This is a genomic window from Microcoleus sp. B6-A1 (assembly GCF_036705085.1).
GTDB lineage: Bacteria > Cyanobacteriota > Cyanobacteriia > Cyanobacteriales > Microcoleaceae > Microcoleus.
Window position 1 is genome coordinate 45,545 of the sequence record NZ_JAUBTU010000040.1, and the last position, 15,370, is coordinate 60,914.

The window sequence follows — 15,370 nt, forward strand, 5'->3', positions numbered from 1 at the left end:
TGAAATGCTCTACAGCAGCCGATCCTTACTTTAGGCAGACGCAGGAGCCGCGTCAGGAGAGATACATTTTAAAGAATCGGTTGTTTTTATTACAAAACCCCCCTTAGAAAAGGAGTTTCAGCGGTGAAATTAATATCTGTAGAGGAATTCAAAGCACTGGTACAACAATCTCCTGGATTGTGCGTATCAATTTATATGCCAGTCGCTCAAGGAACAGAAATTCAACAAAATCCGATTCGGTTCAAAAATTTAATCAGAGAGGCTGAAGACCAAATAGTAGAGTACGGATTTGACAAAAAAGAAGCTGCCCAATTGCTAGAGCCAGTCCGAGCAGAAATTGACCAGGAAAACTTTTGGGAAAATCAAAGCAACCTGCTGGCGATTTTTGTCGGTTCGGGATTTTTCCGCTACTATACCTGTCCGGTGAATTTTGACGAATTAGTGGTTGTGAGCGACAATTTTCACGTCAAACCGCTGATGCCTATGCTGACAGGAAATAATTTATTTTATGTTTTAGCTCTCAGTAAAAAGGAAGTGAGGCTGATTCGGTGTACGGCTTACAGTGCTCGGGAAGTTGAAGTTGAAAACTTGCCGAAAAGCCTTGAGGAGGCTTTGCGATATGACCCGACTGCTAAAGATGGTCAGTTTCGGATTGCTACTTCAAAAGGAGGCACTAATAATTCTTTTCAGCAGCCGGGAAGTTTTCACGGTCAAGGAAGTCCAGACCGAGATGAACCCCAGCAGGAAATATTGCAGTATTTCCACATAATTGATGCGGCGCTGCACGAATATTTGCGAAATAAAAAAGCTCCTTTAGTGTTAGCTGGAGTGGAATATTTGCTCCCGCTTTACCGAGAAGCCAATACCTACCCGCATTTACTTGAAGAAGGAATTACAGGCAGTCAGAAACTTCTCAAGCCGGAAGAGTTGCGGGCCGAAGCTTTGCCGCTGGTGGAACCTTTGTTTTTGCAGGCTCAGTCAGAGGCGATCGCACAATACCACGATCTCACAGGAAGCGATAAAATTTCTGCTGATTTGAAAGAAGCTGTTTCGGCTGCTTATTTTGGACGAGTCGATCGACTATTTGTTGCTCTTGGCGTTCAGCAGTGGGGTAGTTTTAATCCCGATACGAACTCGGTACAAATCCACCCAGAGGCAGAATTGGGCGACGAAGATTTGTTGAATGCTGCAGCAATTCAAACTATTCTCAACGGCGGAACTGTTTACGCTATGCCGCCGGAACAAGTGCCGGCCGAGGCGCCTTTAGCTGCTATTTTCCGCTATTAATTTACCCGGTTTAAACCAATGGAATCTACTTCAATGACAAATTCCGACAAACAAAACCAAACTAACACCAGCGATACGGAACGCTGGGCATCTTTAATAGGGGGCGGGGCGCTGGTGCTTTTTGGTTTGTCGCAGCGTTCACTCAGAGGTGCTTTGCTGGCGGCTGCGGGCGGCGGTTTAGCGGCGCGCGGACTGGGGGTTGTGGAGGGTTTGCAGTCGGCTGCCGATCCGAATCAAAGCATTAAAGTTGAAAAGACGGTGACGATCGACAAACCGGCTGATGAATTGTACCGTTTATGGCGCAATTTTGAAAATTTGCCTCGGTTTATGAAGCATCTCAAACACGTTACTGTCATCGATGAAAAACGTTCTCACTGGATTGCCAGCGCGCCGATGGGCAATAGTGTGGAATGGGATGCCGAGATTGTCCGCGAAGAAGAAAATCGCTTAATTGCTTGGGCGTCTGTGGAAGGATCTGATGTTGACAATTCGGGTTTTGTGCGCTTTCAACCGGCACCCGCAGGACGCGGTACTGAGGTAAAAGTTGTGATCGAATACAATCCTCCGGGCGGTGCAATTGGTGCTGGTGCTGCTAAACTATTTGGCGAAGCTCCCGAACAGCAAATTGCCAATGATTTACGTCGCTTTAAGCAGTTGATGGAAGCTGGGGAAATAGCGACTACGGAAGGTCAATCTTCGGGCCGCAAGTAAGTTAGATGGTGTCTCCGGATCTAACTAACATCTTGCACTATTCTCAGAACAGGCAAGATGCCTGTTCCACAAAGAATTAATTTATTGTGGGGAGTAGGGGTTGGGGAGGAGATCCCGCCCATCAAAAACTTATTGAACAGGGTGCAAGATGTCAGATATAACTAACATCTTGCACCATTCTCAGAACAGGCAAGATGCCTGTTCCACAAAGAATTAATTTATTGTGGGGTGGGCATCCTGCCCGCCCATAAAAAGCTTATGGAAAATGGTGCAAGATGTCAGATCTAACCATCTTTGTTGTTTACCTGATTAGCTGATGTCATCTCAAGTGATTTTCGGAAATGCGGGCGCTGAAGGTGCAAGTCGGGGCGGTTGGTTTGCGGGTCATTTTATTACCCCTGAAAACGACGCGCGATCGACTTCTGTTTTAGAGGTAAAATGGGGCACTCACCCCGCCGGAGATTGTAGGACTCAGTGGGCGGTAAATGCGGCAGCCACGACGCTTTCTATCCTGGTAAAAGGGCGGTTTCGCCTACAATTTCCCGAACAAGAAATCTTGCTTTCTCGCGAAGGAGATTATGCTCTCTGGCTGCCGGGAGTGCCTCATTATTGGTCTGCCGAGGAGGAGTCGGTAATCGTGACTGTGCGGTGGCCTTCCCTACCGGGAGATAGTTCGGGAATTAAGAATTAACTTTAATTTCGGGAACCAAAACGCGGCCGCTATAACCTGCGCGCTGGTAGCGATTGATCGCCTCGGATGCGATCGCACCCGCTTTCCCACTCTCCACCAAGGCTACGCAAGCACCGCCAAAACCTCCGCCCGTCAGCCTTGCGCCGAAGACTCCGGGGATTGACTGCAAGATTGCCGCCAGCGTGTCTACTGCCGGCACCGAAACTTCGTAGTCGTCGCGCTGACTGGCATGGGAAGCATTCATTAACTCGCCAAAACGTTTTGCTGGCAAAGATTTTACCGCTTCGAGTACGCGGTTGTTTTCAGTAACTACGTGCCGCGCTCGTCTTCTGAGGGGTTCCGGCAATACTTCGACAGCTTGAGGATCGGCGATATCCCTGAGAGCTTTAACTCCCAATATCCGCGCGGATTCCTCACACTCGGCGCGTCGCTGGTTGTAGCCGCTTCCTGCTGCCAGTTCGTGGCTTTCGCCACTGTCAATTATTAAAATTTCTGTGTTTGTGGGAAAAGGTATCGGGCGGCATTCGAGGCTGCGGGTGTCGATCAATAGCATGGTGTTGGTGTCTGCTAAACTCGACGCCATTTGATCCATGATGCCGCAGTTCAAGCCGGCATATCGGATTTCGACTTGCTGTCCGATTTGAGCTAGCCGCACGTCGTCTAGGGGGAGGTTCAGCAGCGCGCGCAGTCCTCTGAGGGTTGCTATTTCTAAAGCGGCGCTGCTGGACAAACCGGCTCCGATCGGCACAGTCGAGGTAATGTAGAGATTTATTGGCGGTACTTTGTATCCTTCTTTTTCTACAAGTCTGAGGCAGCCACAGATATAACTGACGAATTTTTGCGGTATGGTATCGTCGTCTGAAAAATTTATGAGTTCGTCATATTCTGCTGAATAAACATGGTGTCGATCGTCACTGCTGAAGCCGATTTGTACTGTTGTGCGCTGGGGAATCGCAGTTGGAAGTACAAATCCATCGTTGTAGTCTGTGTGTTCGCCCAGCAGGTTTACTCTTCCGGGTGCGCTGGCTGTGGTTTGGGGTAATGTACCAAATACTCGTTGGAATTTCATTTTTGGGGAATTGGTAATTGGTTCTTGGTTATTTGTTATTGGTTATTTGGAAAAACAGCTATCCGTGTATCCGTGCCTTCCGTGTCGTGCTGTTGGGAATTGGGAAAAAATTAATTTATTTTTTATCGTTTATCCTTTTATAGTGCCCATGTTTTTTGGTTAATTCAACCCCTGTTAACAAAAATAAACATGACCGTAGGTTAGGAAAAGATATAGAGCTGTGATAGAATGACAGGCTAAGATTTCTCCAAAAATTCAAAAAATGCGATCGACCAGACCCCGGAAACAGTTTGCTCAACATTGGCTCAAAAGCGAGAAAGCCTTAGATAAGATTGTGAAAGCGGCTTCTTTGGATCGCGATCGTGTCCTGGAAATTGGGCCGGGCACGGGGATTTTGACTCGGCGTTTGCTGCCTGCGGCTGAGTCTGTTGTTGCTGTGGAGATCGATCGAGATTTGTGTCTCAAGCTAGCCAAACAACTCGGCAAAACCGACAATTTTTTACTCCTACAAGGCGACATCCTGGAAATGGACTTAGAGGCGGAACTAACGGCATTTCCCAAATTCCAAAATCCGAATAAAGTTGTTGCCAATATTCCTTATAATATTACTGGCCCGATTCTGCAAAAACTGCTGGGAACGATATCTGTTCCTGCGGCTAAACCCTTCGATGCGATCGTGCTATTAGTGCAGAAAGAAGTCGCCCAAAGGCTTTACGCTAAACCGGGTTCGACAGCTTTTGGCGCGCTGTCGGTGCGGGTGCAGTATTTAGCAGAATGCGAGTTAATTTGCGATGTGCCGTCTAAAGACTTTTTTCCGCCGCCAAAAGTCGATTCTGCCGTGGTGCGGCTGCTTCCCAGACAGATAGAAACTGCGGCGGTTAATCCGCGCTATTTGGAGAATTTAGTTAAGTTGGGATTTGGTAGCAAGCGCAAGATGCTGCGAAATAATTTGAAAGGGGCTGTGGATTTAGATAAACTCGTTCAATTGCTAGAAGAGTTACAGATCAATCCTCAATCTCGCGCTGAAGATTTAAGCGTGGAGCAATGGGTAAAGTTGAGCAATAATCTTATGTGCGAGGTTTGAAGTTCAGGATTGTGTTAGATACCCGAATTATTAAATAATTCGGAGATATGGGTGTTTTTTTTTATCAAGACTTTTACCTGTGACTACTAACAGTTGAATTTAGGTTTTCTGGGGTTTCTGAAAGGTTTCTTGCAGGCTAATCGGAATTTTAATAATAAATTCTGCACCTTTCCCGGGTGCAGAAATACACTGCAATTCGCCTTGATGTCTTACTGTGATAATTTGATAGCCAATAGATAATCCTAATCCCGTGCCTTTGCCTACTGGTTTAGTGGTAAAAAATGGATTAAATAACTGGTTTTTCACCGATTCGATTATTTCTGGCCCGTTGTTGCTAATTCGGATTTCTACCACTTCACTGTCTAAAAGTTTAGTAGAAATTTTGATGACGGGGCGATTAGCTTCATTGGCTGCAATCGACTGGCTGTGACTGTCATCTTCTAAAGCATCAATAGCATTAGCCAGGATATTCATAAACACTTGATTTAGCTGTCCTGGATAGCACTCTATTTGGGGTAAATTGCCATATTCTTTGATAATTTGAATTTTCCCTAAGCCCGGCTTAGCATTCAATCTGCTTTGCAAAATCATCAGTGTGCTGTCAATTCCTTCGTGAACATCGGCTAATTTCATATCGGCTTCGTCATGGCGCGAAAAAACTCGCAGCGACTTGACAATACCGAGAATGCGCTCGGCCCCGTTTTTCATAGAAATTAATATTTTTGGTAGGTCATAGATAATAAAATCTAAATCTACAGACTGGAGTTTTTCTTTAAGTGTGGGTAGGGGATTCGGATACTGCTCTTGATAGATATTCACCAATTCTAGCAAACTATCGGCATACTCGCGAGCGTGAGTAACATTCGCGTAAATAAAGTTAATCGGATTGTTGATTTCATGAGCAACTCCAGCGACCAATTGCCCCAAAGATGACATTTTTTCGCTTTGAATTAGCTTTGATTGAGCCTGCTGCAATTCAGACAAGGCTTGTTCGAGCTGTTGAGTTTGAGACTTTAACTCTGCGGTGCGTTCCTCAACTCGAATTTCTAATTCTTCTTTAGATTTTTTTAGTGCAGCTTCTGCTAATTGCCGCTCGACAATTTCCGATGCTAGGAGTCGGTTTGCCAATTCTAACTGTTGAGTTTGAAACTTTAACTCTGCGGTGCGTTCCTCAACTCGAATTTCTAATTCTTCTTTGGCTTTTTTTAGTGCAGCTTCGGCTAATTGGCGATCAACAATTTCAGCTTCTAGGAGTCGGTTGGCGGATTCTAACTGTGCGGGACTGGGAAGTGCTAGGGCTTGAGGGATTAAGTCTACCAAAAGTATGGCTGTAGCAAATGAAATAAGGGCAGTAATTGCTTTCATTGTTCCTGAAAGCCAATAGGTAGGATGCCAAAGTGTCCAGAGTTCAAATATGTGAGTGATGCCACAGGCGACGATAAAGGCTCCAAACAGGGCAAAGATCCAATCAAAGGGCAAATCTTCGCGTTTGGAAATAAAATAAATCAGTGTAATCGGGATAGAGAAATACGCGAGTGCAATGATAGAATCTGAGGCAACGTGAAGCCAGACTAACGGGGTATGCCAGAGATAGCAGTGGCCGTGAGGAATAAATGACCCGGAAGTAAAAAAAGTTTTCCACATTTCCTGCATAATATTTCCTTTGAGTTGTGAGAAAATGGACTCTGACTGGTGTCAATTAATTTCAACCAGGGGTTTCTTTCACCTGCGGCTTAATCACCTATGCGTTCATATTCTCTGCTAGCTTCCGCAAAAATCAATCTGTATCTGGAAATCATAGGCGATCGCCCCGACGGATTTCACGAACTGGCGATGGTACTTCAAAGCATAGATTTAGCCGATCGAATTGACTTGCGCGCGATCGGTACGGACACGATTCGCGTGCGCTGCGATCACCCACAAGTCCCTCCTGATAAGAATAACCTGGCCTACCGGGCGGCGGATTTGTTGGCGAAGCAATTCCCCGATGCTTTGGCGAAATACGGCGGAGTCGAGATTGTTATTCACAAGCAGATTCCGGTGGCGGCGGGGCTCGCCGGTGGTTCTGCAAATGCGGCTGCGGTTTTAGTCGGGATGGATTTGCTGTGGCAATTGGGACTTACTCAGTCGGAGTTGCAAGAGTTGGGGGGAACTTTGGGTTCGGATGTGCCTTTTTGCATTGCTGGAGGTACGGCTTTGGCAACTGGTCGCGGGGATCAACTGTCGCCACTGCCTGATTTGGGGGGCTTTTCTGTGGTGTTGGCCAAGTACCGTAACCTCAGTCTTTCTACCGCATGGGCGTATCAAACTTATCGGCAGCAGTTCAGTAGTTCCTATTGTGCAGCGGCAGATTTGGAGTGCCGCCGGCAACGGCTGCATTCGGGCCCGATGGTGGGGGCGATCGCCCAAAAAGATCGATCGAAAATTGGTCAATTGCTGCACAACGATTTAGAAAAAGTTGCTTTGCCTGTGTACCCGCAGGTGTTGCAGTTGCGGGAGGCTTTTGAGTCGGCGGGGGCTTTGGGAACGATGATGTCGGGTTCCGGGCCGACGGTGTTTGCGCTGGCCGAGTCTTCAGAGCAGGCTCAGCAGGTTTTGGAACGGGTTAAAAGTGCGATCGCTTCTCCCGATTTGGATTTTTGGGTAGCACAGTTTAGCAATACTGGGATTCGGATTTTTTCGGAGGGAAATGATGTAAAAGCGCCGATTCCGAGGGTGTAACTCGAAGAGGGTGGGATCGCGCTCGCCTGTTAAACCTGTCTAACAGGCTATGGGTCAAGATGAATCTAACTTTTCGCAGAGTGTATGGAGATCGAAGAACTGATAAAATGTCTTCAACAGAGATTTTAGTTTTGGTAAATTAACCAAAAATCTAAAATCTAAAATCTAAAATCTAAAATCGCAATGACTGATTTAACTAATCCAAATTCTACTTCTAAACCTCTGAGTTCGGCTGGAGATGCAACCTCTGCATCTTCGACGCAGCCGACGATTTTGCGGTGCGTGATTGGTTCGCTGATCGCGGGCGGGTTTGCGGCGGCTTTGTACGCGCTAACTTTGTCTATAGTCCAAACTTTTGCAAATTCCCCCATTCATTCTGACAATGTGACGGCGATTAATATTGGCGCGGCTGTGCGAACTTTAGTCATGGGGATTGTGGCTTTGGGCGCGGGTGTTTTTGCTTTTGCGTCTTTGGGTTTGATGCTGCTGGCTTTGCAACTTTTGATTCAAAAGTTCGTGAAAAAACCCACAGGTTGAAGTCTACAGGTTGAAACCATCGGGATACACAAACTCTCCTCCGCAAGGCAAAGACTGAATAGTAAAATCGAAGCAATGGAATTATTTACGATCGGACACTCCAATCTGAGTATTGAAGCGTTTGTTTTGCTGCTGCAACAACACGGAATTACGGCGGTTGCGGACGTGCGATCCCATCCGTTTAGCCGCTATTTACCTCATTTTAATAAATCCGAAATTACAGCTTATCTGTCAAATGTCGGCATTCAATATGTTTTTTTAGGCAAAGAGTTGGGCGCGAGACCGGAGGATTTAAGCTGTTACGATACTAGCGGTAAAGCGTTGTACGATCGCATAGCAGCAACTCCTCTATTTTCCGCAGGAATTCAGCGCTTACTCAAAGGCGCAGCCAACTATAAAATCTGTTTAATGTGTGCCGAAAAAGACCCGATTACTTGTCATAGAACTATTTTAGTTTGCCACAAGTTGAAAGATTTTAATTTACAGATTAATCATATTCTGTCCGATGGCAATTTAGAATCGCACCAAGATTTAGAAGAAAGACTTTTGAGCAAGTTTAACAAAGGAAAAAAAAATAATGAGCCAATTCAGCTAAGCTTGTTTGAATTAGAGCCTCAAGTTAAACAGGAAATAGTTGATTTAGAAACAGCTTATTATCGTCACGGATTGGACATCGCTTATGTCACAAAAGAAAGCAATTAATTTATTTACAATTGGTTTCACTCAAAAAAGTGCGGAGGAGTTTTTTGGGATTTTGATGCAAGCGGGAGTCCGCAGGGTTATAGATACGCGGCTGAATAATGTGTCGCAGTTGGCGGGTTTTGCTAAGCGGAAAGATTTAGAGTATTTTTTGCGAACAATTGGCAATATTGAGTACGTTCACATTCGGGATTTAGCGCCGACTCAAGATATTTTGGATGATTATAAAAAGAAAAAGGGAGATTGGGAGGTTTATGAACAGAAGTTTTTGGGCTTAATGGGCGATCGACAAATTGAACACAAGGTTTCATCGGATATTATGGACTGTGCGTGTCTGCTTTGTAGCGAACCAAAACCTCATAATTGTCACCGCCGCTTAGTTGCTGAATATCTCAGCGATAAGTGGAAAAATGTCACCATTAATCATCTGTAATTTAGGGAAAATACTGTATCATTGTGGGATGAATCTAAAATCTAAAATCTAAAATCTAAAATCGAATGACTCGGATAATTTGTCTCGCTAATTCCTGGAAACGCGGCGACAGGTGCATCGCCGGAATTAATGAGGTTAAAGGTAAGTGGGTGCGTCCAGTTTCTGACTTACCCGATGGTCAGATTCCTAAAGAAATGCGGCAGATAAATAGACTTGAACCCGCGTTGTTAGATGTTCTAGAAATTCCTCTGGCGAAGACGGGGCCAGACTTTGGGTTTGAGTGTGAAAATCTTTCTGTTTTACCGGGAAAATGGCGGCAAGTTGGGAAGGTTCCGCCAGCATATTTGTTGAAATATTGCAATAGTCAAGCATATATTTTACACAACGATTTGCGATATGTTACGGTAGAGTATATGCAGTCTTTGCCAAAAGGCGATCGCGTAACTTTGCAATTAGTCAAAGCAGTAAGATTTACGGTACAAAAGCTAAGTCAAAGATTTGAAGGTGGTAATAAATGGGAAGGATCTATTGTCACGCAGCATGGTCAAAGATTGGCTGCAACAATTACCGATCCAGTGTTTATTAGAAAGTTAGAATTGGGGTATCTACCGCAAAAAGCTTGTTTGGTAACAGTGAGTTTGAGTATGCCTTGGCGGCCCGATGATTGGGAGGGAGATGACCCTTGTTGGAAGTTGATTGCCGGTGTGATAGAGTTGTCGGAAGATGTTGTTGATGATGAAATTTAGTTTTTACCAAAATGGGCGATCGATTATTTATTTCTTTTTATTGACCGCAAAAACTCTGTTCGTGCTATAATTCTGCGGGACTATAGCAGAAAGGGGTGCTTTTTTATGAAAGCAGAGTTTTATTTTGACTGTCACAAATATATTTGCAGTTTAGTTCAAGTGGATTTTGTCAAAGAATTAAAAATTAAAAATCATCAAGGTTTTGTTTTGGCTGTTAAGCAAGGACAAAAGATTGGACTTTTGGGAAAAAGTCGCCATAATGCTAAACAAGTTGATGTATCTAAGCCACATTTTTATAATGTAATTAAAGCGGCTATGAGCGCTTTGGAATTAGAAACTAAAAATGAGGTGATATTAGATAGAAATCGAACTCTTGCTGATGCTGAAGAAATGATTCAGCAGCAAAACCGAGAAATTCGCCTTCTCAACGAACAGATTAGAATGCTTGCGACTAAGGTTGAGGAATTGTCAAGGGAAAAGCAGCAGTTATCAATGCAGCTAGTAGAGAAGGAAATCAGAGAAAATGAAATTAGTCAAGAAATTGATGATTTTCCTGCTTTCGAGGAAGATTTAGTGGTGGCGGAAATTGAGCAGGAGCTTGAAGAAACTGAAATTAGTAAAAAAATCGAAGAATTGTCGGTTCCAGCTTCTGGGTTGGACGTGCAGTTAATAGAAAATCTACCGGATTATGAGGGAATTGATGAAAAGAAACAAATGACCGAAAGCGATGTTAAAAGTGTCACTGTAGAAATTAGAGAAGAAGTAGAATTTCAAGGAGGCGAAACAGAAATTAAGCGACTGCCTAAAAGAGGTTCCCAGAGAAGGATGAGAAAGAAATAATGATGATATATCTTTTCTAGAGTGTGAGGCGCTATTTATAGCGAAAATGTGCGCCATATACACGCTAAATATAGAGTTGATGCGTATCTATTGTGCATCTTTTATTCCTCGCTATGTGGCAAATTTTCTCTAATTCTTGTCGGAAACCAACTGACGGCTGCTATTTGTCCGATCGCCCTGCTTTGTTCAATAAATCCGGGTACTTCTGCGATCGCCAAAAATGGAAAAGCTAAACTTTGAGCAGCACGATCGTATTTTCCCTCTACAAGCTGATATAGTTCTAAGGTTTGCCCGCGCTATCTCCAAAGTTCGGGAACGCCAAGGGAAGAATAGATTGTGAACTTATTTAGATAATAATTTGTGTAGTGAGACTCTACACCCAAATCCGGCGGCGGGTCTGTTTCTAAGTCAAAATTTTTGCTTCTGACTAAAGCTTAATTCTGGATTTAGAAACAGGTATCCGGTTCGATTTCTAGAAGCGGATTTTTACCGGATAAGATTAGGGTGTAGAGGAGGAATATAGGGAATAATATAAAGTTTTGTGACAATTTTCCACACTTGTGCTATTTGCCACATTTGTTCCTGCGAGATATCCTGCGCCCAAATATGATATAAAGCCAATCGGATTAAATGGGGATTTCCACCCACAAAATGTATTAGTTTCTCTACATCCTGTATTGGCAAATTCAATCCATGCCGAAGTGCTAAATCTTGCACTTGAGGGCTGGTAAAATCAGGTATTTCAACTGACAGCCCTAGATTAAATGGGGATTCATTGATATTGAGGGGAATATAAACTTCTGTCGAGTGTACTACTACTAACCGAAGTTGCTGCCAGATATTACTACTGCGATCGCCATACTTTCCTTTTTCGTACCAAGCTCGCAGCAGACCAAAAAAGTCAGAGGCAATTTCGGGGTGAGTGAAAACGCGATCGACATCATCTAAGGCGAGTACCAGCGGTGAATCGATTTGAGCTAATAAATAATTCTCAAAATAATCTGTGGTGTTATAATTGCTACCAAACATCTCATCCCAATAGTCTGCTAGTTTGTTCGGTAGCTTCAAGCTCCGACTCACGCAAGCACAAAACCATTGCAAGAATCGATCCAGATTGGTGAATACTTTTTCATCAGCCAGCTTGAGATTCAACACCACTGTTTGATAGCCCTGTTTTCTCCCCCGTTCCAGGATTCTTGCCATCAAGGAAGTTTTACCCATTAGTTGGGGAGCTTTGATGCGAATTAAGGCACCTGGTTGCAAAATCGCTTCGCAGGTGCGAGATTCAATGGGAGGGCGTTCTACATAAAACGCCGAATCGAGAGGTACTTGACCCCCCGGTAATTCAGGCTTTACATCTACACGATCGGGTTCAACTTCTTTAATCTGAGTTTCTGGCCAAGAATAATCAGATGGTTCCAAAATTAGATTAAAAGCCCTGAAATAGCGCTTGAGGGTTTGCTTATCAACGGTAGTAGAGCCATTATTGACCCGGAGCAAGGTATCTACAGCTAAGCCAGTGCGATCGCTCAACTTTTCAAGAGTGTACCGGTAGCCACAGTTTTCTTTAAATTCCGCCTCAGATTTCGCTTTCTGAAGTTTGCTCGATCCTTGAGGGGTAAGGATGACACCGCGCCTGCGTCTGTATTTAGGCTGATACATAGGGTTATTCAAGTTAAGGTACTGTACATTTAACTATTAAATTGAAAAAATAGAGGAAATGCTTTCAATCCCTCTCGTTTGCACCGGAAATCGTCTGCAATCCTACTGTATTAGCCTGGAACTTAAAAAACTAGATAACTTAATAGCCGTTAGTTAAGCTAAACAACCGAAATAAGAGAGTATTTTCCATGATTTTAGGAAATTTTTCTGAATTTTAGCAAATTTGGCTCATGAGGTGGCTAAATTGGCTACCAAGCTAAAACGGGACATTTTGGTTATAGACCCCTTTCTCCAAAGAAGTTTATTCTCCCGCCATAGAAGGGTAGCCGCTAAATTTTCCAGCTTTTACACCCCTACGGGCGGTATTGGCTGGGGATTTGAGGAGGAAAAATCCTTAACTTCGGATCTTAACTGCCAAAACTGCGATTGTTTACAGCGAGGACAAGAGGCAGACTGGACTTTAAGCTTGTTCAGCCAATGGCTGTCTTAGTGAAGGAACAACTTGATGCTAGATAAAGAAAGCTTGACAGAGAATGTAACAACGAATGTAACTATCCACAGATTTCGTTGCCTTATCGCTCAAAAAGCCACAAGTGAGACAAAATTAGACGAGCAACTCCTATTAAAACGCCTGTCTCAAGGCGACAAAAGGGCGTTCTGGCAGTTATGGATATGGCATCAAGATTATCTCTACCGTTGCTGTCAAACATGGATGGGAGGCGATCGGGTAGAGGCAGAAGAAGCACTGAGTCGAGCAAGGCAAAAAGCCTGGGAGAAAATGCCCTCTTTCGCTGACACAATTAGTTATCCTAAAGCTTGGTTGGCTCGACTAACTCATAATATCTGCATCGATATATATCGAGAACGCAAGAAAGGTGCAAAGGGTGTTGAGAACATTGAAAATATTTCAGAAGATGAGGGAATTGCTGGTAGCAGCGAATCACCCGAAGCTGCCATGCTCCGTCAGGAAACGAACCAACACATACGCCGTGCTATTAATAGTCTACCTGCCAAACTGCGAGACCCTTCCATTTTGCGGTGGTATGAGGAGATGCCTTACCGAGATATTGCCAAAAAATTGGCTCTTTCTGAGAATAATGTGCGTAAACGCATCCAACTGGCACGAGAGATTCTGCAAAAGCAGTTGCACAATTATCGTTTAGGTTTGGATACGGCAGAAGTCGAGGAACCGAACTCGGATGAACCGAAAACATCCGGATATGAAATGTTGAGGGTAGAAGAGTATGTGCAACAGCCAATTGATTATAAGGTAACAACTACTTATCTTGATTCACTGCTACATACGAGATATAGCTCATCCAGCCTTTTGAGTTGGAAATAATTCCGAAATCTTACGGAATACAGAGATTTTTAAGTCTGATTGTAGGGGCGAGTTTGGTACGTTGTTGCGCTTTAGCGCTCTTATGAAAACTCAGATAAGAGCGCTAACTCGCAACAACATACCTTAAAAGGAAAGTGTTGCAGATATTGGGGTGCATTTAAAAGCCATTAACTATAATAGGTTTACTCCAATATGTCTAGAGTCACTGCTACTTGCCTGGTACAGCTTAATCAGCTTACCGGGGTGGAAATGAATGCTTATCTAGTTTTAGATGAGAAACTCACCAGGCAAGATATCAAGCTTAAAACATTAACTAAATACGTACAAAAGTATCCGACTGGATGGAAGAAACGAAAGGAATTAGCCGAACTGCTATATGCAATGGGAAATTGGCAGCAAGCAGTGGAAGAATATCGCCAAGTGCTACAACGGCAACCTCAATTAATTGATGTGCAATTGCAATTGGGCAGAATATTACATTTGATGGGGAAAGAAACAGAGGCAATTGCAGTTTATGAAACAGCTAAAAGTTTATCTGATAACGAAGCAGTCGGACATCATATTAATGGATTAATTGCAGTGTGTCGCCGTTGTATTGAGCAGGCGGCGGTGTCTTTTGAACAAGCAACATTGCTAGAACCAGAGAATACGGCTCACTGGCTGGCTCTGGGATTTATTTATTTGGAAAAAGAAGCTCCCATTGCAGCGTTGCAAGCTTTTGATACGGTTTTGCAACTGAATCCGAATGAGGTTGTAGCGAATAGTCACAGCTACGATGCGTTGATGATGTTGGGGAACTTGCAGGAAGCGGAACAACTTTTGCAGCGAGTGCTGGAGGTGTTTCCCCAGGATTTGCGGAGTCTCAAACTGCTGGCGGATAGTCGCTGTGGTAGGGGATTAGTTGGGGGTGAGGAAGGTAAGCGGACAAAGCAAATGATTCAGACGATGCTGCGAATTACTCCCAATGCTGCTTATGTTCATGATTCGCTGGCGCAGTACCACTTGTTTCGAGGGGAGTGGAAAAAAGGAGTGGCTGTTTTGCAAGAGTTTGTCGAGCAGCATCCGCTGAATCTTGGTGGCTGGTATTTCTATGGGCGATGTCTCTTCCGCACCGGGAATTCTATTGCTGCGGCGGAAGCGATGCTGAAGGCGTATCGGTTGTATCCCAATGATGGGGAAATTTATCGGGCGCTGTGCGAGATTTTACCTGTGGCGGGGAGAGGAGATGAGCTCAAACCTTTAGTGGAAGAGATGTTGGAGCGGTTTCCAGAGCGCTGGAGTGTCTGGGCGACGACGGGACGGGTGCTGGTGGAACATTTTGAAGATATGGAGCGCGGATGTGCGTTCTCTGCTCAGGGAATGCAGCTACAGCCGCAGTTAGCTGATGCTTGGTTCCGACATGGGCGGGTGTTGGCGCTGGCGGGGCGACACCGGGAGGCGGTGGATGTGTTGGAGCAAGGTTGGCAGTTGTTAAGTAGTTAAACAAAATTAATTACATAAATAACTAATATGATATAATAAGAATATTAAGTATATTTAAAGAGGTTT

At 44.3% G+C, this 15,370-nt stretch carries 15 protein-coding genes; 12 read left to right on the forward strand and 3 right to left on the reverse strand.

What is annotated here, in order from left to right; translation table 11 throughout:
- The first annotated feature begins 123 nt into the window (after positions 1–123).
- From QUB11_RS16620 to QUB11_RS16630, 3 genes are all read left to right on the forward strand, one after another.
- Complete coding sequence (locus QUB11_RS16620; protein ID WP_333204709.1) at positions 124–1,287, forward strand: baeRF3 domain-containing protein; 1,164 nt, start codon at positions 124–126, stop codon at positions 1,285–1,287.
- An 18-nt stretch (positions 1,288–1,305) separates the two neighbouring features.
- A complete protein-coding gene (locus QUB11_RS16625; RefSeq protein ID WP_333204711.1) occupies positions 1,306–1,998 on the forward strand; it encodes an SRPBCC family protein in 693 nt (230 codons plus the stop codon).
- A gap of 316 nt (positions 1,999–2,314) precedes the next feature.
- Positions 2,315–2,689, forward strand: coding sequence for a signal peptidase I (locus QUB11_RS16630; protein WP_333204713.1), 375 nt, complete (start codon positions 2,315–2,317; stop codon positions 2,687–2,689).
- On the opposite strand, the gene galK is transcribed toward QUB11_RS16630, so the two are convergent.
- Complete coding sequence (galK, locus tag QUB11_RS16635) at positions 2,679–3,758, reverse strand: galactokinase (protein WP_333204715.1); 1,080 nt, start codon at positions 3,756–3,758, stop codon at positions 2,679–2,681. The genes QUB11_RS16630 and galK overlap by 11 nt on opposite strands.
- Positions 3,759–4,020: 262 nt before the next feature.
- Between galK and rsmA the strand changes: the two genes are divergently transcribed.
- Positions 4,021–4,842: a 16S rRNA (adenine(1518)-N(6)/adenine(1519)-N(6))-dimethyltransferase RsmA gene (rsmA, locus tag QUB11_RS16640; protein ID WP_333204717.1), complete on the forward strand. Its 822-nt coding sequence runs from the start codon at positions 4,021–4,023 to the stop codon at positions 4,840–4,842.
- Between the two features lie 99 nt (positions 4,843–4,941).
- On the opposite strand, the gene QUB11_RS16645 is transcribed toward rsmA, so the two are convergent.
- The gene (locus tag QUB11_RS16645; RefSeq protein WP_333204719.1) at positions 4,942–6,495 is read right to left on the reverse strand and encodes an ATP-binding protein; all 1,554 of its coding nucleotides are present in this window, start codon (positions 6,493–6,495) and stop codon (positions 4,942–4,944) included.
- Between the two features lie 90 nt (positions 6,496–6,585).
- Here QUB11_RS16645 and ispE point away from each other — a divergent pair, with 90 nt between their 5' ends.
- The 6 genes from ispE (at position 6,586) to QUB11_RS16675 (ending at position 10,818) form a co-directional block, all read left to right on the forward strand.
- The gene (gene ispE, locus QUB11_RS16650; RefSeq protein WP_333204721.1) at positions 6,586–7,563 is read left to right on the forward strand and encodes a 4-(cytidine 5'-diphospho)-2-C-methyl-D-erythritol kinase; all 978 of its coding nucleotides are present in this window, start codon (positions 6,586–6,588) and stop codon (positions 7,561–7,563) included.
- A 183-nt stretch (positions 7,564–7,746) separates the two neighbouring features.
- Positions 7,747–8,100, forward strand: a complete 354-nt coding sequence (locus tag QUB11_RS16655; protein ID WP_333204723.1) for a DUF3082 domain-containing protein — start codon at positions 7,747–7,749, stop codon at positions 8,098–8,100.
- A 75-nt stretch (positions 8,101–8,175) separates the two neighbouring features.
- Positions 8,176–8,802 (forward strand): DUF488 domain-containing protein, encoded by a 627-nt coding sequence (locus tag QUB11_RS16660; protein ID WP_333204725.1) that lies wholly within the window; start codon positions 8,176–8,178, stop codon positions 8,800–8,802.
- A complete protein-coding gene (locus QUB11_RS16665; protein WP_333204727.1) occupies positions 8,780–9,232 on the forward strand; it encodes a DUF488 domain-containing protein in 453 nt (150 codons plus the stop codon). Before QUB11_RS16660 ends, QUB11_RS16665 begins: the two co-directional genes overlap by 23 nt.
- Before the next feature lie 65 nt (positions 9,233–9,297).
- Positions 9,298–9,978, forward strand: coding sequence for a dual OB domain-containing protein (locus tag QUB11_RS16670; protein WP_333204729.1), 681 nt, complete (start codon positions 9,298–9,300; stop codon positions 9,976–9,978).
- A gap of 105 nt (positions 9,979–10,083) precedes the next feature.
- The gene (locus QUB11_RS16675) at positions 10,084–10,818 is read left to right on the forward strand and encodes a hypothetical protein (RefSeq protein WP_333204731.1); all 735 of its coding nucleotides are present in this window, start codon (positions 10,084–10,086) and stop codon (positions 10,816–10,818) included.
- 486 nt (positions 10,819–11,304) lie between these two features.
- Here QUB11_RS16675 and QUB11_RS16680 read toward each other — a convergent pair whose 3' ends face one another.
- The gene (locus QUB11_RS16680; RefSeq protein ID WP_333204733.1) at positions 11,305–12,480 is read right to left on the reverse strand and encodes an AAA-like domain-containing protein; all 1,176 of its coding nucleotides are present in this window, start codon (positions 12,478–12,480) and stop codon (positions 11,305–11,307) included.
- 505 nt (positions 12,481–12,985) lie between these two features.
- Between QUB11_RS16680 and QUB11_RS16685 the strand changes: the two genes are divergently transcribed.
- Positions 12,986–13,822, forward strand: coding sequence for a sigma-70 family RNA polymerase sigma factor (locus tag QUB11_RS16685; protein WP_333204735.1), 837 nt, complete (start codon positions 12,986–12,988; stop codon positions 13,820–13,822).
- Between the two features lie 192 nt (positions 13,823–14,014).
- Positions 14,015–15,304, forward strand: a complete 1,290-nt coding sequence (locus QUB11_RS16690; protein ID WP_333204737.1) for a tetratricopeptide repeat protein — start codon at positions 14,015–14,017, stop codon at positions 15,302–15,304.
- Positions 15,305–15,370: the final 66 nt, after the last annotated feature.